15 protein-coding genes, 2 tRNA genes and 2 pseudogenes are annotated in these 17,683 nt (G+C 63.4%); 8 read left to right on the forward strand and 11 right to left on the reverse strand.

The features are described 5' to 3' along the window. Nucleotides 1-52: 52 nt before the first annotated feature. Nucleotides 53-331, reverse strand: a complete 279-nt coding sequence (locus PF049_08110; GenBank protein WBY15579.1) for a succinate dehydrogenase assembly factor 2 — start codon at nucleotides 329-331, stop codon at nucleotides 53-55. 57 nt (nucleotides 332-388) lie between these two features. Here PF049_08110 and recG point away from each other — a divergent pair, with 57 nt between their 5' ends. Next, complete coding sequence (gene recG, locus PF049_08115) at nucleotides 389-2,452, forward strand: ATP-dependent DNA helicase RecG (GenBank protein WBY15580.1); 2,064 nt, start codon at nucleotides 389-391, stop codon at nucleotides 2,450-2,452. A gap of 18 nt (nucleotides 2,453-2,470) precedes the next feature. Here recG and PF049_08120 read toward each other — a convergent pair whose 3' ends face one another. After that, nucleotides 2,471-2,944 (reverse strand): low molecular weight phosphotyrosine protein phosphatase, encoded by a 474-nt coding sequence (locus PF049_08120; protein WBY15581.1) that lies wholly within the window; start codon nucleotides 2,942-2,944, stop codon nucleotides 2,471-2,473. Between the two features lie 74 nt (nucleotides 2,945-3,018). Here PF049_08120 and PF049_08125 point away from each other — a divergent pair, with 74 nt between their 5' ends. Next, a complete protein-coding gene (locus PF049_08125) occupies nucleotides 3,019-4,770 on the forward strand; it encodes a DUF885 domain-containing protein (GenBank protein WBY15582.1) in 1,752 nt (583 codons plus the stop codon). 20 nt (nucleotides 4,771-4,790) lie between these two features. Here the strand turns inward: PF049_08125 and PF049_08130 are convergent, their stop codons facing one another. The 5 genes and pseudogenes from PF049_08130 to PF049_08150 form a co-directional block, all read right to left on the reverse strand. After that, on the reverse strand, nucleotides 4,791-4,937 hold the full coding sequence (locus tag PF049_08130; GenBank protein ID WBY15583.1) for an entericidin A/B family lipoprotein: 147 nt from the start codon (nucleotides 4,935-4,937) through the stop codon (nucleotides 4,791-4,793). A gap of 57 nt (nucleotides 4,938-4,994) precedes the next feature. After that, nucleotides 4,995-6,350 carry an AarF/ABC1/UbiB kinase family protein gene (locus PF049_08135; GenBank protein WBY15584.1) on the reverse strand — a complete coding sequence of 452 codons (1,356 nt, stop codon included), beginning with the start codon at nucleotides 6,348-6,350 and terminating at the stop codon, nucleotides 4,995-4,997. 13 nt (nucleotides 6,351-6,363) lie between these two features. Then, nucleotides 6,364-7,248, reverse strand: a pseudogene (locus tag PF049_08140) (GDP-L-fucose synthase). After that, nucleotides 7,234-8,166: pseudogene (gene gmd, locus PF049_08145) on the reverse strand (GDP-mannose 4,6-dehydratase). Before gmd ends, PF049_08140 begins: the two co-directional pseudogenes overlap by 15 nt. A 216-nt stretch (nucleotides 8,167-8,382) precedes the next feature. Further along, a tRNA-Pro gene (locus PF049_08150) sits at nucleotides 8,383-8,459 on the reverse strand. A 113-nt stretch (nucleotides 8,460-8,572) separates the two neighbouring features. On the opposite strand from PF049_08150, the gene thyA reads away from it, so the two are divergent. From thyA to PF049_08170, 4 genes are all read left to right on the forward strand, one after another. Further along, a complete protein-coding gene (gene thyA / locus PF049_08155) occupies nucleotides 8,573-9,520 on the forward strand; it encodes a thymidylate synthase (GenBank protein WBY15585.1) in 948 nt (315 codons plus the stop codon). Nucleotides 9,521-9,627: 107 nt separating this feature from the next. Next, the gene (locus tag PF049_08160) at nucleotides 9,628-10,944 is read left to right on the forward strand and encodes a 3-methyl-2-oxobutanoate dehydrogenase (2-methylpropanoyl-transferring) subunit alpha (protein WBY15586.1); all 1,317 of its coding nucleotides are present in this window, start codon (nucleotides 9,628-9,630) and stop codon (nucleotides 10,942-10,944) included. Nucleotides 10,945-11,018: 74 nt separating this feature from the next. Continuing rightward, nucleotides 11,019-12,017 (forward strand): alpha-ketoacid dehydrogenase subunit beta, encoded by a 999-nt coding sequence (locus tag PF049_08165; protein ID WBY17883.1) that lies wholly within the window; start codon nucleotides 11,019-11,021, stop codon nucleotides 12,015-12,017. 5 nt (nucleotides 12,018-12,022) lie between these two features. After that, the gene (locus tag PF049_08170; GenBank protein WBY15587.1) at nucleotides 12,023-13,336 is read left to right on the forward strand and encodes a dihydrolipoamide acetyltransferase family protein; all 1,314 of its coding nucleotides are present in this window, start codon (nucleotides 12,023-12,025) and stop codon (nucleotides 13,334-13,336) included. Nucleotides 13,337-13,339: 3 nt separating this feature from the next. On the opposite strand, the gene PF049_08175 is transcribed toward PF049_08170, so the two are convergent. Then, nucleotides 13,340-13,783, reverse strand: a complete 444-nt coding sequence (locus tag PF049_08175) for a hypothetical protein (GenBank protein ID WBY15588.1) — start codon at nucleotides 13,781-13,783, stop codon at nucleotides 13,340-13,342. A 188-nt stretch (nucleotides 13,784-13,971) separates the two neighbouring features. Between PF049_08175 and PF049_08180 the strand changes: the two genes are divergently transcribed. Together PF049_08180 and PF049_08185 are read left to right on the forward strand one after the other, a co-directional pair. Continuing rightward, nucleotides 13,972-14,048, forward strand: a tRNA-Asp gene (locus PF049_08180). Nucleotides 14,049-14,245: 197 nt separating this feature from the next. Continuing rightward, nucleotides 14,246-15,223 carry a nitronate monooxygenase family protein gene (locus PF049_08185; GenBank protein ID WBY15589.1) on the forward strand — a complete coding sequence of 326 codons (978 nt, stop codon included), beginning with the start codon at nucleotides 14,246-14,248 and terminating at the stop codon, nucleotides 15,221-15,223. A 66-nt stretch (nucleotides 15,224-15,289) separates the two neighbouring features. Here PF049_08185 and PF049_08190 read toward each other — a convergent pair whose 3' ends face one another. The 3 genes from PF049_08190 to PF049_08200 all read right to left on the reverse strand — a co-directional run bounded on the left by PF049_08190 (nucleotide 15,290) and on the right by PF049_08200 (nucleotide 17,628). Continuing rightward, complete coding sequence (locus PF049_08190) at nucleotides 15,290-16,747, reverse strand: MFS transporter (GenBank protein ID WBY17884.1); 1,458 nt, start codon at nucleotides 16,745-16,747, stop codon at nucleotides 15,290-15,292. Between the two features lie 81 nt (nucleotides 16,748-16,828). After that, nucleotides 16,829-17,044, reverse strand: a complete 216-nt coding sequence (locus PF049_08195; GenBank protein ID WBY15590.1) for a DUF2842 domain-containing protein — start codon at nucleotides 17,042-17,044, stop codon at nucleotides 16,829-16,831. Then, nucleotides 17,041-17,628 (reverse strand): 5-formyltetrahydrofolate cyclo-ligase, encoded by a 588-nt coding sequence (locus PF049_08200; protein WBY15591.1) that lies wholly within the window; start codon nucleotides 17,626-17,628, stop codon nucleotides 17,041-17,043. The genes PF049_08195 and PF049_08200 overlap by 4 nt, the downstream gene beginning before the upstream one ends. Between the last annotated feature and the right edge of the window lie 55 nt (nucleotides 17,629-17,683).

The raw sequence follows: 17,683 nt of genomic DNA on the forward strand, positions 1-17,683 counted from the left end.
CGTCGCAAGGGGCAGGGCGTTCCCGTGCCGCGATGTTTTGCGCTGATTCTTCTCAGCGGGGAATATCCACGTAGTCGAGCTTGCGCATGGTATCCATCAGCGTGCCGGCAAATTCGGCAGGTATGGCCTGCGTGCCGAGCGCCCATGCCATGATGTCTACATCGTCCTCATCCAGCAGCCGCTCGAACCAGCGAAGCTCCGCTTCTTCCCATGTGGAGGAATACCGGTCGAGGAAACCCCCGATCATGAAATCCGCTTCGCGTGTGCCGCGGTGCCATGCGCGAAACCGCGCGCGGGCGAGCCGACCTTCGAAAGAGAGTGCTTCAGGCATGGATGGGCGGTTAGGCCACTCGAAATCGGCGTGCAAGCGGCTATAGGTCCGTGTCAGATGCGCCCCGAGATTCTCAATCCCCTGTTTGCCGAGATAGAGACGCTGGACGGCGTCGGCCCCAAGCTGATGAAACCGCTCGCGCGGCTTGGCCTGAACCGGGTGCGGGACGTAGCCTATCACCTGCCCGAACGCTTCGTGACCCGTCGCGCGGTGCAGAACGTGGACGAGGCTGGCGAGGGCGAGCAGATCGTCGTCCAGCTGACGGCGACGGAGCACCGCGCGCCGCGTAATCCCGGGCGGGGCCCCTACCGCGTGCTTGCGCAGGACAGTGCGGGCAATATCATCGCCATCACCTATTTCGGGCGCGCGTCCTATACCGGCAAGAAATTGCTACCTGTCGGGGAGCCGCGCTGGGTCGCCGGAAGGCTCGACCGGTATGGCGACATGCTGCAGATCGTCCATCCCGACCACGTGGTCGAGGATGGCGGCGAAACGCTGAAGCGTTTGTGCGAACCCGTCTATGCCCTCGCGGAAGGCCTGACCCAGCCAAAGGTTGCGGGCCTCGTCGCACAATCCTTGGTCAAGCTGCCCGAACTTCCCGAATGGATCGATCCCGCCCTGTTCGAGAAAGAAGGCTGGCCGGACTGGGCCGATGCGCTGAAACTGGCGCACAAGAGAGAGAACGCGAAGGCGCGGGAGCGTCTTGCCTACGACGAGTTGCTTGCCAACAGCCTCGCCCTGATGCTGGTCAGGGCCGATAACCGGCAGCGCCGGGGGCGTGCACTGGTCGGCGATGGCTCATTGCTGGGGAAGCTGGAACTGCCCTTTCCGCTGACGGGCGCGCAGGATCGGTCCGTCCGGGAAATCACCGGCGACATGGCGCAGGCGACGCCCATGCTGCGCCTGCTGCAGGGCGATGTCGGCGCGGGCAAGACCGTCGTCGCGCTGGAAGCGATGCTGGTGGCGGTTGAGGCAGGGGCGCAGGCCGCCTTGCTGGCTCCGACGGAAATCCTCGCTCGCCAGCATTTCGAGACGCTGCGTGCGATGGCACGTCCGACGGGGGTAGAGATCGCCCTGCTGACCGGCCGGGACAAGGGCAAGGCACGTACCAGCATCCTGATGGGTCTGCTCGACGGCAGCATCGACATGGTCGTGGGAACCCATGCGATTTTCCAGGACAGCGTCGGATACAGGGATCTGGGCCTTGTCGTGATTGACGAACAGCACCGCTTCGGCGTTGCCCAGCGATTGATGCTGGCGAGCAAGGGCCGCGTCACGCCGCACACGCTGGCGATGACGGCAACCCCGATCCCCCGCACGCTGACGCTGGCCCAGTACGGCGAAATGGAAGTCAGCAGGCTCGACGAATTGCCACCGGGCAGGCAGGCAATCGATACGCGGGTGTTTCCGCAGGCGCGGATGGACGAGGTGGTGGACGGCATTGCGCGGCATATCGCGGGCGGGCAGCAGGCCTATTGGGTGTGCCCGATGGTCCGCGACAGCGAGACGGTGGACATTGCCGCAGCCGAGGCGCGCTATGCAGGGCTGAAGGAACGGTTCGGCGACGATGTCGTGCTGGTCCACGGGCAGCTCGCACCCGAAGAGAAGGACGCGGCCATGACCCGCTTCGCCAGCGGCGAGGCAAAGCTGCTGGTCGCGACGACCGTTATCGAGGTTGGTGTCGACGTGCCGTCGTCCACACTGATGGTCATCGAACAGGCAGAGCGTTTCGGCCTTGCACAGCTTCACCAGTTGAGGGGGCGTGTGGGGCGCGGGAGCGAGAAATCGGTCTGCCTTCTGCTGCGCGGCGAGACCCTGTCGGAAACGGGCAAGAAACGCCTCGCCCTGATGCGAGAGACGCAGGACGGATTCCGTATCGCTGAGGAAGACCTCGAACTGAGGGGAGGGGGCGAGCTTCTCGGCACGCGGCAGTCCGGTGACACCCCGTTCCGCATTGCCACGCTGGAGCAGATCCAGAAATGGCTGCCGGTCGCACATGACGACGCCCGCATCCTGGTAGAGCGGGACGGGGGGCTGGCGAGCGACAGGGGACAGGCGGCCCGCACGCTCCTCTACCTGATGGAGCGTGATTACGGCGTGCAGCTCCTGCGCGGCGGTTAGGCAATCGGCGCCCGGCCCTCAGGCGCGGTCGGTAAACCTCTCGACCAGCGCTTTTGCCGCCGCGTCCACATCCTCCCACGTATCGCGAAAGTTTTCCTCCCCGCCGTAATACGGATCGGCGACGGCCGCGCCTTCCCGGCCCGGAACGGCATCCATCAGCAGGCCCACGCGGGCGGTTGCGTCAGGCGGGGCGAGCCGTTGCAGGTTTTCGAGATTCGAATGGTCGAGCGCGAGGATATGGGTGAAGCGCATGAAATCGCGCATATGCACCTGCCGCCCCTTGTAGTTCGCAATGTCGATACCGTGACGTGCCGCTTCGGCGACACTGCGTTCGTCCGGCGGCGAACCGACATGGTAATCGGCGGTGCCGGCACTGTCCGCATCGGCGCACAGCCCCGCTTCTGCGGCGCGCCTGCGAAAGGCGGCCTCCGCCAGCGGGGAGCGGCAGATATTGCCGAGGCATACGAACAGGACGGCGGGGCGTGGTTCCATGGTTCCAGCGATACTGGACCGGACCCCTCGCGCGCAATAGGACGGTAACGAACGAACACGGGAGGATACCGATCATGCGCAGTTTCATCGCAGCCCTCGCCATTAGCACGGCGCTGGTTTCGCCGGCCCATGCCGGACCGGCCGAGGATTACACAGATCTCCGCGAGGAAATCTGGCAGGCAACCCTCGATTCCTCGCCCCAGCTCGCAACCAGCGTCGGCGACCGACGGGGCGACGGGAAGCTGGGCGATCTCTCGCTAGAGGAATATGATCGGCAGGTGGAGGAGAACCGCGCGTTTCTGGCCCGGCTGAATGCCATCGACGAGAGCGCTCTGCCCGAAGATCTGCGGATCGATTACGCGATCCTGAAGCGCAGCTTCGAAGACAATATCGAAGGGGCGGCTTTCGACCAGAACCGCTATGTCATCTTCACCAACAGGGGCGGCTGGTTCACGTGGTTCGCATCGCTCCCCTATCGCTCGCCCTTGTTCACCGCGGCGGATTACGAAAGCTACGTCTCGCGGCTGGAAGCGTTTGCCGCGGTCAATGCCGACGGCATCGCGCGCAGCCGGGAAGCGGTGACGCGCGGCCTGACGCAGCCCTGCGGCCCGATGGAGGGACTGGAGGACCGCATATCCCAGCAGATTGTGGACGATTACACGCAGTCTCCGTTCTGGAGCCCGTTCGCGGAAAAGCCGTCCACCATCGGCGATGACGAATGGGAGGCTTTCAAGGACCGGGCAAGCGTCGCGCTGGAAGATGCGGTCTTCCCGTCCTACCGCGACTTCCGCGATTTCTATGTCGAGGAATACCTGCCCGAATGCCGCACCGGTACGCCGGGCATCCTGGCGACGCCGGGCGGCGAGGACTACTACGCCTACCGCGTACGCAGTTTCACGACCACCGACATGACGCCTGACGAGGTGCACGAGCTCGGTCTGTCGGAAGTTGCACGCATCCGGTCCGAAATGGCGGAGGTGGCAGCCAGCGCCGGCTTCGACAGCCGCGAGGCCTATATCGAGCACCTGCGCACCGACCCGCAATATTACATGACCGACGCGGACGAGTATGTCCGATACGTGCAGGCGCTGGCGAAGGAGATCGACGGCTGGATGCCGAAGCTGTTCGGCACGCTGCCCCGCCAGCCCTATACCGTCTCGCCGATCCCCGCTGCGCAGGCGCCGGGCAACACGACCGCCTATTACGAATCCGGCTCGCTCGATACCGGGGCCGCCGGCATTTACCGGATCAATACGACCGAGCTCGACCAGCGTCCGCTGTGGGAACTCCCCGCCCTCGGCGTGCACGAAGCCGTGCCCGGCCATCACCACCAGATCGCATTGCAGCAGGAACTCGACATCCATCCGCTGCGGGCCAATGGCACGTTCTTCACGGCCTTCGTCGAGGGCTGGGGCCTCTATTCGGAACGTCTCGGCATCGAGATGGGGCTATACGACACGCCGGCGAAGGAAATGGGCCGGCTGAGCTACGAGATGTGGCGTGCAGCGCGGCTGGTCGTCGATACCGGCATCCATGCGAAGGGCTGGAGCAAGCAGGAGGCGGTCGACTTCATGCTCGACAATACCGCACTCAGCCCCGGCAATATCGATGCCGAGGTCAATCGCTACATCACATGGCCGGGACAGGCGCTCGCCTACAAGATCGGCGAACTCAAAATCCGCGAACTACGCACCCGCGCCGAGGAGGCGCTGGGTTCGGATTTCGACCTGCGATCGTTCCACGATGCCGTTCTGGAAAACGGATCGGTCCCGCTCAGCGTGCTCGATGCGCATATCGATCGCTGGATCGAATCGCAGCAAGGCTGAGCTTGGCGTGGTGGCCGTGCCTAGATCGCGCGGTCACCCGCTTCGCCGACGGATTCGATATCCCGGCCGAGGCCCTTGACCGTATTGCAGGCGGTCAGCGTCACGACGACCGCGCCGAGCGCGAGCGCGGCAACGGTCTTGCGGGCGAAATTTGTCTTGGAATGCATGGGTCGGATCCTTGGGTAGCTTGTGCTGCGCGGTAGCGCGCGCGCCTGACCGGCAGATTAATCACCGCCTTCCGTCTTCGCCAGCGTCTCCTCGACGACGCGCCTGACATTGACCCTGGCGCCGAGCCGCGCACCCAGGAGGGCCGTGCCGCTGACCTTGCGTTGGACGAACAGCGTTTCGGCGGGAGGCAGGTGCCAGGTTTGACGGTCTTTCGCTATTTCCATGCCTTCGTCCCTCAGCAGCGGTACGAAGGAGCGATCGCCGAAGTCGAAGGGCGCATCCTCGCTCATCTCGCCGACGATGATCGCGATCATGCGTTCGACACGCTCGGAATGCCGTTCGATGACCGCAGGGCTCATGAAGCCGGCAGCGATGGCCTCCGCCTTGATCTTATCCGAATCCCCGGCGAGCCCTGCCTCCAATAGCCTGCGATAGGCGCGCCCCACATCCGGGGCGACGGCGCGGGTCGCACCGAAGTCGAGCAGGACGACCTGTCCTGCCTCCCCGTCATCTGCGCGCCGGTACCGGAAATTGGCGAAGTTGGGATCGGTCTGCATGACGCCGAATTCGAAGAGTTCGCGTGCGACGAGGCGGATGCAGCGCTCGAACACGATATCGCGAAGGTCCTGTGGCTCCGACGCGAGGCTCTCGATCGGGATGCCGTCCTCGAAGCTCATCGCAAGGATGCGGTCCCGCGTCAGTTCGTCGTCCAGTTCCGGTACGACAAACCCGTCCGTCCCGGCCAGAAGCCGGGCATAGAGCTGCATCTGTTCGCCCTCGCGGCCGTAATCCGCTTCCTCGTGCAACTGCTCCTTCGCCGCGGTCAGCAGCGGCGCGATGTCCAGTTCCTTCGGCAGCAGTCCCGATAATTTCAGCAGGCTCGCCACATTGTCGACATCGCTGTCGATGCTCTGCGCGACGCCGGGATATTGCACCTTGATCGCCAGTATACGCCCGTCGCGCGTCAGGGCCCGGTGGACCTGACCGATACTGGCCGCGGCAATCGGCCTCGGTTCGAACCGGCGGAACATGGTGCGCCAGTCCTTGCCCCATTCCTGCGCCAGGACGGTGTCGAGCTGGCGCGGAGGCATGAAATTGGCGCGGTCGCGCAACGTGGCGAGAATGTCGGCCAGTTCCGGCGGAAGCATGTCGCCCGCATCCATGCTGATCATCTGGCCCAGCTTCATGGCGGCGCCGCGCAGATGCGACAGGCGGTCCGCCAGCCGCGCGGCGTTCCCCGGGGTCAGCAGCAGGTCTTCCATCCGGGGCCGCTGTCCCGATGCAAGCTGCCGCGCCCCTTGCCCGATGACCGAACCGGCGACGCCGCCGGCCAGCCTGCCGAACCCGGCGAGACGGGCTATGCGCCCGCTGGGCACGGCGCGGTGGCGGTCTGTGTCTTCACGATTTGCCAAGGGGCGGGGTCTCCTATGCCGGGGAAATCGTCCGGCAGCGGGGCCGTTCCAAGTTCTCGGAGGAAAAGGACGCCCCGCGCGCGGTGTCCTCGTTCGCAAGAAACCACTGATAGGTCATCGCAAGCCAATCCCGAAGGTCGATCTGCGGGGGCCAGCCCATCGCCTCCAGCCGATCGGCCGCCATCAGCTTGCGCGGGGTGCCGTCGGGCTTCGTTTCGTCCCTGACGATCGTCCCTTCAAAGCCGACGACATCGCAGATCAGCGTTGCCAGATCGTAGATCGGCAAATCCTCGCCCGATCCGATATTCAGGTGCTCCTCGCCGCTATAGCCCTGCAGCAGGTGAACGCATGCACTGGCGCAGTCGTCGACATGCAGGAATTCGCGGCGCGGAGTGCCCGTGCCCCAGATCGTGATAGTGTCGGCGCCCGAAACTTTCGCCACGTGCGCCTTTCGCATCAGGGCGGGGATCACATGGCTCGATTCCAGGTCGAAATTATCGCCCGGGCCGTACAGGTTCGTCGGCATTCCGGAGATGTAGTCGCGCCCATACTGCTTGCGATAGGCCTGGCACAGCTTGATGCCGGCAATTTTCGCTATGGCGTACCATTCGTTCGTCGGCTCGAGCGGGCCGGTCAGCAGCGCGCTTTCCTGGATCGGCTGTTCGGCAAACCTGGGATAGATGCGGGAGGAACAGAGGAACAGGAGCCGGTCGACGCCGGCACGGTGCGCCCCTTCTATCAGGTTCGTCTCGATGACCAGGTTCTGGTAAAGAATATCGGCCGGATAGGTGTCGTTCGCCATGATCCCGCCAACCTTGGCTGCAGCGATGGCCACGGCATCGGGACTGCGCTGTTCCATCCAGGCGAAAACTGCGCGCTGGTCCAGCAGGTCAACCTCGGTAGGCCGGAAATAGCGCGGGTCCACTTCGACAAGCAGCCGGCCGTCATCCGCGTCATAGCCTTTCTCGTCGACGCCTTCACCCTCCCAGCGGAGGGTCACGCCGGTCTCGGCAAACGCCTTGTCGACGAAATGGCGGACGGTCACGGTTTCACCGGTCGCCGGGACGTAATCGTCGGGTTCGTCCTGCTGCAGCATACGCCACATGCCTTCGACATATTCCTTCGCATGGCCCCAGTCCCGCTTCGCGTCCAGATTGCCCAGGTACAGCTTTTCCTGCCGGCCCAGCTTGATCGCGGCGGCTGCGCGCGTGATCTTGCGCCTCACGAAGGTTTCGCCGCGCAGCGGGCTTTCGTGATTGAACGCGATATCGTTCGATGCGTGAATTCCGTAGGCTTCGCGGTAATTCACCGTGATCCAGTAACTATAGAGCTTGGCGACAGCGTAGGGGCTGTGCGGATAAAATGGAGTGTTTTCGTTCTGGGGAACCTCTTGCGCCAAGCCCTAAAGTTCGCTGGTGGGTGCCTTATGGAACCTGACCGCCTGTTCCATCCCGAGGATGCGCAAAGCCTCGAGCAGACGCAACGTGCCGGTGGCATCGGCATTGGCTGTATATTCCGGTGTCTCGAAGCTGACTGCCACGTGGCTTTGTGCTGCCAGATTGTAGACTTCATCAGGCCGGGTTTCCTGCATGATCCGGATGATATTGGTGGAGTCGGTCAGATCGCCATAATGCAGGTGAAGCCGTGGTTCCGCCTCGTGAGGGTCCTGATAAATGTCTTCGATCCGACCCGTGTTGAAGGGCGAGGAACGCCGTTTCACGCCGTGAACGTCGTACCCCTTCTCCAGCAACAACCGCGAAAGATACGCGCCGTCCTGTCCCGTGACCCCAGTTATCTGGGCGGTTTTTCTGCTCACATCACTTCTCTTCGCAAAACGGCTTGGACGGTTCTGCAAAGGGGGTGAGGATTAGCAAGCCCAAGCGCAAGGTATGAATCGTACTGGATTGGGATGAGGTAATCCGCGTTCGATGGGCGACGCTCAATACGAAAGCAAACTAAAGCCGGAGCCTGTCATGCAGCGCACGTAAAGGCTCGGCAGGCGGTTCGCTTATATCGTTCGCAAAAAATAAATTGGTCGGGGAGAGAGGATTCGAACCTCCGGCCCCTGCCTCCCGAAGACAGTGCTCTACCAGGCTGAGCTACTCCCCGACCGTGTCGGTCCCGTCCAGCGCGGTGGCTGTGCGGGTCGAGGCAAGGCGCGTGCCTATAGGTGGGGGCGTGCAGGGTGGCAAGCAGGCATTTTGCCGCTAAGGCATTTCGCGATGGAAAATCGCGCAGACCCGCACCCCGAACAGCAATATCTCGACCTCATGCGCCGCATCTGGCGCGAGGGAGACGAGCGGATCGATCGCACGGGCATCGGAACGCGCTCGATCTTCGGGACGCAATTGCGATTCGACCTTGGCGGCGGGGCCATGCCGCTGCTGACGACGAAGCGCGTCTACTGGAAGACCGCAACGCGCGAGATGCTGTGGTTCCTGACCGGGGAGACCAATATCCGGCCGCTGGTCCTGCAGGGCGTGAAGATATGGAACGAATGGCCCCATGCCCGCTACGTGCGTGAAACCGGGGACAGCATCGCGCTCGATGACTTCGTGGCCCGTATTGCCGAAGATGAATCGTTTGCGCGCCGCTGGGGCGACCTTGGCCCTGTATACGGCAAGCAATGGGTCGACTGGCCCACCTGGCGATATCGCAAGGACGGCCTCTACGAGCCGGGCGAAGGCATCAACCAGGTGGCTCAGGTCGTTGCCTCGCTGAGGGACAATCCCGGCAGTCGCCGCCACATCATCGAAGGCTGGAACGTCGCGGAGCTCGACCGGATGGCCCTGCCGCCGTGTCACAAGACCTACCAGTTCCATGTCGCCGGGCAGGGCGCCGATGCCCGCCTGAATTGCCTGCTCTACCAGCGCAGCTGCGACGTGGCGCTGGGTCTGCCTTTCAACCTGTGGTCCGCAGCATTGCTGCAACGAATGTTGGCACAGCAGGCCGACCTGCTGCCGGGCGAACTGGTCTGGATGGGCGGGGACACGCATCTCTACCTCAATCACGCCGACCTGATCGAGGAACAGCTGGGGCGGGAACCGCAGGGTCGCCCGACGCTTGAGATTACGCGGCGTCCGGAAACGATATTCGACTATGCAATCGAGGATTTCGAGGTTCACGGCTACGCGCCGCACGGTCCGTTGAAGGCGCCGGTGGCCGTGTGATGCGCGGGTTCCGGCGGGGACCTTGACCGAAGGCTTCGCGCGAAATAAAAATACGCGCGATTGAAATTATACGTCTGGCAATTCTGCCGGTCAGCGGGAGAGAACCTATGGCCGACAGGCCTGAAGCCGAAGCGGGAGCGGGGCGTAACAAGCCCGCGTTGTCCCTGCACGTGCCCGAACCCAATTTCCGTCCCGGCGATACCGTCGACTACAGCCATCTGAAGATCCCCGATGCGGGCCAGCAGATGCGCCCGGACGAGGCCTGCGATGCGATGGAAACCGCGCCGCTGGCACATGACCTGATCCGGGTGCTGGGCGATGACGACCAGGCGCACGGCCCATGGGATCCGAAGCTTTCGCCCGACACCCTGCGCGAAATGATGCGGCATTTCGCTCTCGTGCGCGCTTTCGATGAGCGGATGTTCCGCGGCCAGCGTCAGGGCAAGACCAGCTTCTACATGAAGTGTACCGGCGAAGAGGCAACCAGCGTCGCCACCGCCATGGCGCTCGCCAGCGATGACATGGTATTCCCCAGCTATCGCCAGCAGGGTGTCCTGATCGCGCGCGATTACCCGCTGATCGAGATGATCAACCAGATCTACTCGAACAAGGGCGACAAGCTGAAGGGCCGCCAGCTGCCGATCATGTATTCCAGCCGCGAGAAAAGCTTTTTCAGCATTTCCGGCAACCTCGCCACACAGACGCCGCAGGCGGTGGGCTGGGCAATGGCCAGTGCCATCAAGGGCGACAGCCGCATCGCCGCGACTTGGGTCGGCGAAGGCAGCACGGCAGAGGGAGACTTCCATTCCGCCTGTACATTCGCGACCGTCTACAACGCGCCGGTCATCCTGAACGTCATCAACAACCAGTGGGCGATCTCGAGTTTCAGCGGGTTCGCCGGCGGTGAGCGCACGACCTTTGCCGCGCGCGGCCTCGGCTATGGCCTCGCCAGCCTGCGTGTCGACGGAAACGACCCGCTTGCCTGCTATGCGGCCGAGAAATGGGCGGCCGACCGGGCGCGCTCCAATGCCGGGCCGACGCTCATCGAATTCTTCACCTACCGTGCGGAAGGGCATTCGACCTCCGACGATCCCAGTGGCTATCGCAGCGCGCAGGAACGCGAGGAATGGCCGCTGGGCGATCCGATCAACCGGCTGAAGAAGCACCTGATAGCCATCGGCGAATGGGACGAGGAACGGCAGGAGGCACTCGACGCCGAATGCGTCGACCTGGTGAAGAAGACGACCAAGGAAGCCGAGAAGAACGGTATCCTTGGCCACGGTCTCCACCACCCGTTCCGCACCATGTTCGAAGACGTGTTCGAGGAATTGCCCTGGCATCTGAAGGAACAGGCCGAACAGGCGATCCACGAACGGGAGACCAAGTTTCCCGAAGGACTACCGGCCAGGGGAGGGCAGGGCTGATGAGCGAGGCTGCAACCACCGAAGCGCCGCATGACACAGCCCCGGCCGAAGCGGGCGCGGAACGCCGCCTCAACATGATCGAGGCGATTAACGAAGCGCTCGACATCATGTTGGAGCGGGACAAGGACACCGTCGTCTTCGGCGAGGATGTCGGCTATTTCGGCGGCGTTTTCCGCTGTACGGCCGGCTTGCAGGAAAAACACGGCAAGACGCGTGTGTTCGATACGCCCATCAACGAATGCGGCATCATCGGCGTGGCAGTCGGCATGGGCGCCTACGGCCTGCGGCCGATCCCGGAAATCCAGTTTGCCGATTACATCTATCCCGGGCTCGACCAGCTCATCAGCGAAGCGGCGCGGCTGCGCTATCGCTCGGCGGCGGAATATATCGCCCCGCTGACCGTTCGCAGCCCCTTCGGCGGCGGCATTTTCGGTGGGCAGACCCACAGCCAGAGCCCCGAATCGCTGTTCACCCACGTGTCCGGCCTGAAGACGGTCATCCCGTCCACGCCTTACGACGCGAAGGGCCTGCTGATCAGCGCGATCGAGGATAACGACCCGGTCATCTTCTTCGAGCCGAAGCGGATCTATAACGGGCCCTTCAGCGGCTATTACGACAAGCCGGTCGAGCCGTGGAAGAAGCACGCGCAAAGCGTCGTTCCCGAAGGGTATTACAAGATCCCGCTCGGCAAGGCGCGGCAGGTCACGCAAGGCGAGCAACTGACCGTGCTGGCTTACGGAACGATGGTCCACGTGGCCGAGGCCGTTTGCCGCGAGAAGGGCGTGGAGGCCGACATTCTCGACCTGCGAACCATGGTCCCGCTCGACATCGAGGCGATCGAGGCTTCGGTGAAGCGAACGGGCCGCTGCATGATCGTGCACGAGGCGACCCGCACATCGGGTTTCGGCGCGGAGCTTTCGGCTCTGGTGCAGGAACGCTGCTTCTACCATCTCGAGGCCCCGATCGAGCGCGTGACCGGTTTCGACACGCCCTATCCGCATAGTCTCGAATGGGCCTATTTCCCCGGTCCCGTCCGTATCGGCGAGGCCATCGACAAGATCCTGAAGGACTGACCGCCATGGCGAAATTCATCTTCAACATGCCCGATGTGGGCGAAGGCGTGGCCGAGGCGGAAATCGTCGAATGGCACGTGAAGGTCGGCGACACCGTGTCCGAAGACCAGCACCTGGTCGACGTGATGACCGACAAGGCGACGATCGACATCGAAAGCCCTGTCGATGGTAAGGTGATCGAAGTCGCTGGCGAGGTGGGCGACATCATCGCCGTCGGCTCCATGCTGATCACGGTCGAAGTCGAAGGCGAGGTGCCCGACCAGCATGAGGACGAGGAGCAACCGGACAATGCCGGGGATCCGGCTCCGGCCCCAGCGCCGAAGGATGAAGAGGTCGAGGAGCGGATCGAGGTCGAGACTTCCGATCCCTCGGACGCCGACGATGCCATGGCGGCCGACCCGCAGCCGGCCCCGAAACAGGAAACTGCTCCTGCGCCTGAGCCCACCCAGGCGTCGAAGGTCCTCGCTACCCCGGCCGTGCGCAAACGCGCGAAGGAGCTCGGGATCGACCTGGGGCAGGTCAAACCTGCCGAGGACGGCCGCGTGCGTCACGGCGATCTCGACCAGTTCCTGACCTATAATTCGGGCTATTCCGCCGCCACTCCGGCGCGCGAGGACGAGGAAAAGAAGGTCATCGGCATGCGGCGGAAGATCGCCGAGAACATGGCCGCATCGAAGCGCAACATCCCGCATTTCTCCTACGTCGAGGAAGTCGACGTGACCGATCTCGAAGAAATGCGCGCGCAGCTGAACGCCAATCGCGGCGAGAAGTCGAAACTGACGATCCTGCCGCTGTTAATCACGGCCATCTGCAAGACATTGCCGGATTTCCCGATGATCAATGCCCGCTATGACGATGAGGCAGGCGTTGTGACCCGTCACGGTGCCGTGCACATGGGGATGGCGGCACAGACCGATGCGGGGCTGATGGTCCCTGTCCTGAAGAATGCGCAGGCGAAGAACGTCTGGCAGCTGGCGAACGAGATTTCCCGCCTCGCAGAGGCTGCTCGCACCGGCAAGGCGACGAAGGACGAACTGACCGGCGGCACGCTGACGGTCACATCGCTCGGCCCGCTCGGCGGGATTGCCACGACGCCGGTCATCAATCGTCCCGAAGTCGCTATCATCGGCCCGAACAAGATCGTCGAGCGTCCGATGTATGTCGGCGACGGGCAGGGGGGCGAGCGGATCGAGAAACGCAAGCTGATGAATATCTCGATCAGCTGTGATCACCGCGTGGTCGATGGCTGGGACGCGGCAAGCTTCGTCCAGGCGCTGAAGAAGCTGCTGGAAACGCCGGTCCTGATCGTTTCGAACTAGGCGCTACCGAACGACGGCAGCGAAACTGACGGTCCCGCTGCCTAGCGCGGCTTCGGCATCGCTGACATACCAGCGCAGGTGGGTGACGTCCTCGCGCGTTGCGCGCCTGTTGCCTGCGCGCAGCTCCTCCAGCCGGCCCCAGCTCTTGCCGCCGTCGATCGACACGCGCGCATCGCGGCCGCCGCTGCGGCGGAAGGCGAGATCGCGTGGCAGCTTGCTGGAGACGACGAAATCGCGGTCGCGTCCCGGCGCCTTCCAGTGCAGCATCAGGACTACGCGGTCGCCCTTTCGCAAGGTCGTGGCCGGTTGCAATTCGCGCACGGCCTGACCGCCGCGCATTTCCGCCTGTTCGACGAAGACGGAACGTTCGATGGCTACGGTGCCCTGGGCGGCTACTGTCGATGCTGCGAGCAATGCCAGCGAACCGGCGACATAAAATCGGCGCATGAATTTCCCCCGAAACAGGCCGGCAGGGAGGTGTCCGACCGGCCGGGAGGGGAGTGACGGCAAAGCGCCAAGATATGGTTAATTTCCACTCAATCGGAAAAGGTTCATTTTTCCCGCAGACAGCGATTGACAGCCACGGGAGGCTGGCCTAATTGCGCCGCTCCCAAGAGGCGCTGCCGCTTGAATGCGCGGGTGTAGCTCAGTTGGTTAGAGTATCGGCCTGTCACGCCGAGGGTCGCGGGTTCGAGTCCCGTCACTCGCGCCACTTGGGACTTTTCTTCTGAAAATGATGACGAGAGACGGGTGCCCCTGGCACCTGTCGCCCGTCTGCGTGTGACGCCCGCGCGATAGTTTTCATTTCCCCCGCCAAGACGTTTCGATTTGAAATCGATGATTGAGCTTTGCGCGCGGCTCGGCAAGGGTTCGCCCCGGATTCGATAAACCGGGAAGGAACCTGCAATCATGAAAACCGCCATCACCGAAATGTTCGGCATTCAGCACCCCATCATCCAGGGCGGAATGCATTATGTCGGATTTGCTGAAATGGCAGCGGCGGTTTCCAATGCCGGGGGTCTGGGCATCATTACCGGCCTGACGCAGGGCACGCCGGAGAAGCTGGCGAACGAAATCGCCAAGTGCCGCGACATGACGGACAAGCCCTTCGGCGTGAACCTGACGCTGCTTCCCACCCTGACGCCGCCCGATTACCCCGGCCTGGTGAAAGCCATCATCGAAGGCGGGGTGAAGGTGGTCGAGACCGCCGGACGCAACCCTTCCGAACTGCTTCCGCCGCTGAAGGATGCCGGGATCAGGGTCATCCACAAATGCACCAGCGTGCGACACTCCCTGAAAGCGCAGGATATCGGCTGCGACGCGGTGTCTGTCGACGGCTTCGAATGCGGTGGCCATCCGGGCGAGGACGATGTGCCGAACTTCATCCTCCTGCCGCGGGCGGCCGATGAACTCGACATCCCCTTCGTATCGAGCGGCGGCATGGCCGACGGGCGCAGTCTCGTCGCCAGCCTCGCCATGGGGGCAGAGGGCATGAACATGGGCACGCGATTCATCGCGACGAAGGAAGCGCCGGTGCACGAGAACGTGAAGAAGGCCATCGTCGCGGCGAGCGAGCTGGACACCCGGCTCGTCATGCGGCCCCTCCGCAACACGGAGCGCGTGATGACGAACGAAGCTGTAGAACGCCTGCTGGAGAAGGAAAAGCGCCTCGGCGACGACATAAAGTTCGAAGACATCATCGAGGAAGTCGCGGGCGTCTATCCCAAGATCATGATGGAAGGCGACATGGACAAGGGTGCATGGAGCTGCGGCATGGTGGCTGGCCTTATTAAAGACATTCCCACCTGCCAGGAACTGATCGACGGTATCATGCAGCAGGCGGAAGATATTCTCTCGCGCATGAACGGTCTCGCCAAGGCAGGCTGATTGGGACGCGGCGCCGGGCGGCCGAAGACGTGCGTAGCAGGATGCCGGTCCGGCACCCGCGCTGCGTCAGCCGCCCCGGCGTTCCTGCAGGCGGCGCAGGTTCGCCTCGTGCGTCGCTTCGTCGATGCGATAGCGTGACACGGCCCCCAGCATTCCCATCCAGAGGATGAACAGCGCCGGGGCGTAAAGCGCGCCCAGCGTGAACAGCTTGTCCTCTGCGACGCTGGACGGGTCCGCGCCGTCGGGAATGGCCACGGCCGACAGGATCAGGCCGCCGATCAGCGCCCCGATACCGACCACGGTTTTGCGGGTGAAGGTGATGGCGGAATAATACACGCCTTCCGAGCGCCTGCCGGTCCGCAATTCCCCGCCTTCCACCAGGTCGGCGACCATCGAGTAGATGACGATCTGCGCAGCGATGACCAGCGCCATGTCGATGACGTAGATGACCGCGACCGTGGGGAAGAGGGCGGAGTCCCCGTTCTCCGGCAGAAGTCCCGCCAGCCTGAGCGCGACGATCCCCGGAAGGACGGTGAAGGCGACGATCCCCAGCCGGATCACCGCGCGCTTCTTGCCCCAGACACGCACCGCCAGGGGGGCGAGCAGGAAAGCGACCAGCACGGACAGGAACACGAACGCTGTCAGCAGGAACCGTTCGCCCTCGTCGAAGCCCCAGAAATAGGTCCACATGATGAAGGTGAGCGAAGTGGACACGCCGGTTGCGGTCGATCCCAGCACGGCGGTCCAGAAAATCGCCAGGAAGCTCTTGTCGGCGAGCGATTCGTAGATTTCGCGGAAGATTTCCCGGATGCTCAGGCGTCGATCCCGCACCGGCGGGTCGCGAAAACCGGCGATTTCGCTGTGCGTGCCGATACCGCTGATCACGATGCTGAGGAACATCAGGATCGAAGCGACGAAACCATAGGTGGAATAGGCATCGCGGTTGAGAATGCCGTCACCGAATTCCTCTGTCGGCACCAGCCATACGCCGAACATCAGCGCTGCAAGGGACGCACCGCCCAGCCAGCCGAAGAAAACCCGGTACGCCTCCAGCCGCGTACGCTCCCGGTAATTGGACGAAAGTTCGGGCAGCATGGCGGAACTGGGCGTCTGGTAGAACGTGATGGCCGTGCGGATTATGATCGCCACCACCAGCAGGTAGGCGAACAGCTGGGCGTCGCTCCACCCGTCAGGCGGATTCCAGAGGAACCAGAAACTGACCGCACAGGGCAGGGCAGAGGCATAGATGAAGGGGTGGCGACGCCCCCATCGGGAGCGGAAATTGTCGGACCAGTATCCGACCAGCGGATCGCTCAGCGCATCGACGAACAGGGCAATGAAAATGGCAAGGCCGACGAGGCCGGGCTCCAGTCCGACGACCGTGCCGTAGAACAGCAGCAGGAAATAGTTGAAGCCCCCGTCCTTCACGCCGAAGGCCACCGCGCCGAGGCCGAAGGATATGCTGGTTCGCCATGAAGGCCTGTCGGAAGGGTCTCCTCCCGCGCCGTTGGCAGTTTTCGTTATGTCCTGTTCGGAAGGTCGATTTGACAGACAGCTTCCCCTCTCCACTTTCCATGGAGTACCTTGCGGAAGCGCCGAGTCAATTCAACGCGGCCTGCCCGATTCCATCCAGACCAGCAGGCGCCGCAGCGGCAACAGCCAGACGAGACCGAAGAAGAGATAGACGACCGTCTGCAGCACGGCATGCCAGTCCCCGACCACATCCGGCACGTAACGGGCGACGACGAGCGCGTAGACGATCAGGCCGAGTATCAGACCCAATATGCCCACGGGCACCCGCCAGGTCGGTTCTTCACTCATGCGTTTTCCCTCACGAAGGGGCCATGGAAACGGGTGGGGGTGACGATGGCAGCCATCAGCCGGTCGTGTGGTTCTGTGGGCAGGGTGCCGGCCTGCTGCACATCCCACGCCATGCCGATGGGCAGCACATCCGGGTGGCCTGCCAGCCAGCGATCGTAATGACCGCCGCCCTGACCCAGCCGCGCCCCTTCATCCGTGAACGCGACAAGGGGAACGAACACGGCAACGGGTACGACCGTTTCCGCGCCCGCTGCCGGTTGCCGGATACCGAACGGCCCTTCGACCAGCGCGTCCTCCTCATACGGATCGGCGAAGGTCGCGAAATGCATCGCTTCCGCCCCGCCTGCGAAACGGGGGAGAGCGAGGGGATGGCCCTGCTCGTGAAAATATCTGGCGTAGCCCATGGTGGGCGCTTCGGCATCGGTCGCTGCGTAAAGACCGATGGTCGCGCCTGCCGGGATCATCGGGATCAGCGGCGCGGGGGGGCGATGGAACAGCAGGGCCCTGATCCGGTCCGGCTGTGCGGCGACATGGTCGCGCCGTTCCTGCCGGAAGCGTTCTCTCAAGACCGTCTTTGCTTCCACGTTGGTTCCTTGCCGTGAAGATTGCGCCATGAAGATTGCGCCAAGAAGATTGCCG

This window comes from Erythrobacteraceae bacterium WH01K (assembly GCA_027941995.1).
Taxonomy (GTDB): Bacteria; Pseudomonadota; Alphaproteobacteria; order Sphingomonadales; family Sphingomonadaceae; genus CAJXSN01.

What these genes read in the sequence shown, in the direction of transcription:
- thyA (WBY15585.1), top strand. Translation starts at nt 8,573, where the DNA reads ATGGAAAATCGCGCAGACCCGCACCCCGAACAGCAATATCTCGACCTC.
- recG (WBY15580.1), top strand. Translation starts at nt 389, where the DNA reads ATGCGCCCCGAGATTCTCAATCCCCTGTTTGCCGAGATAGAGACGCTG.
- PF049_08165 (WBY17883.1), top strand. Translation starts at nt 11,019, where the DNA reads ATGATCGAGGCGATTAACGAAGCGCTCGACATCATGTTGGAGCGGGAC.
- PF049_08175 (WBY15588.1), bottom strand. Translation starts at nt 13,783, where the DNA reads ATGCGCCGATTTTATGTCGCCGGTTCGCTGGCATTGCTCGCAGCATCG.
- PF049_08120 (WBY15581.1), bottom strand. Translation starts at nt 2,944, where the DNA reads ATGGAACCACGCCCCGCCGTCCTGTTCGTATGCCTCGGCAATATCTGC.
- PF049_08125 (WBY15582.1), top strand. Translation starts at nt 3,019, where the DNA reads ATGCGCAGTTTCATCGCAGCCCTCGCCATTAGCACGGCGCTGGTTTCG.
- PF049_08195 (WBY15590.1), bottom strand. Translation starts at nt 17,044, where the DNA reads ATGAGTGAAGAACCGACCTGGCGGGTGCCCGTGGGCATATTGGGTCTG.
- PF049_08130 (WBY15583.1), bottom strand. Translation starts at nt 4,937, where the DNA reads ATGCATTCCAAGACAAATTTCGCCCGCAAGACCGTTGCCGCGCTCGCG.
- PF049_08185 (WBY15589.1), top strand. Translation starts at nt 14,246, where the DNA reads ATGAAAACCGCCATCACCGAAATGTTCGGCATTCAGCACCCCATCATC.
- PF049_08110 (WBY15579.1), bottom strand. Translation starts at nt 331, where the DNA reads ATGCCTGAAGCACTCTCTTTCGAAGGTCGGCTCGCCCGCGCGCGGTTT.
- PF049_08160 (WBY15586.1), top strand. Translation starts at nt 9,628, where the DNA reads ATGGCCGACAGGCCTGAAGCCGAAGCGGGAGCGGGGCGTAACAAGCCC.
- PF049_08170 (WBY15587.1), top strand. Translation starts at nt 12,023, where the DNA reads ATGGCGAAATTCATCTTCAACATGCCCGATGTGGGCGAAGGCGTGGCC.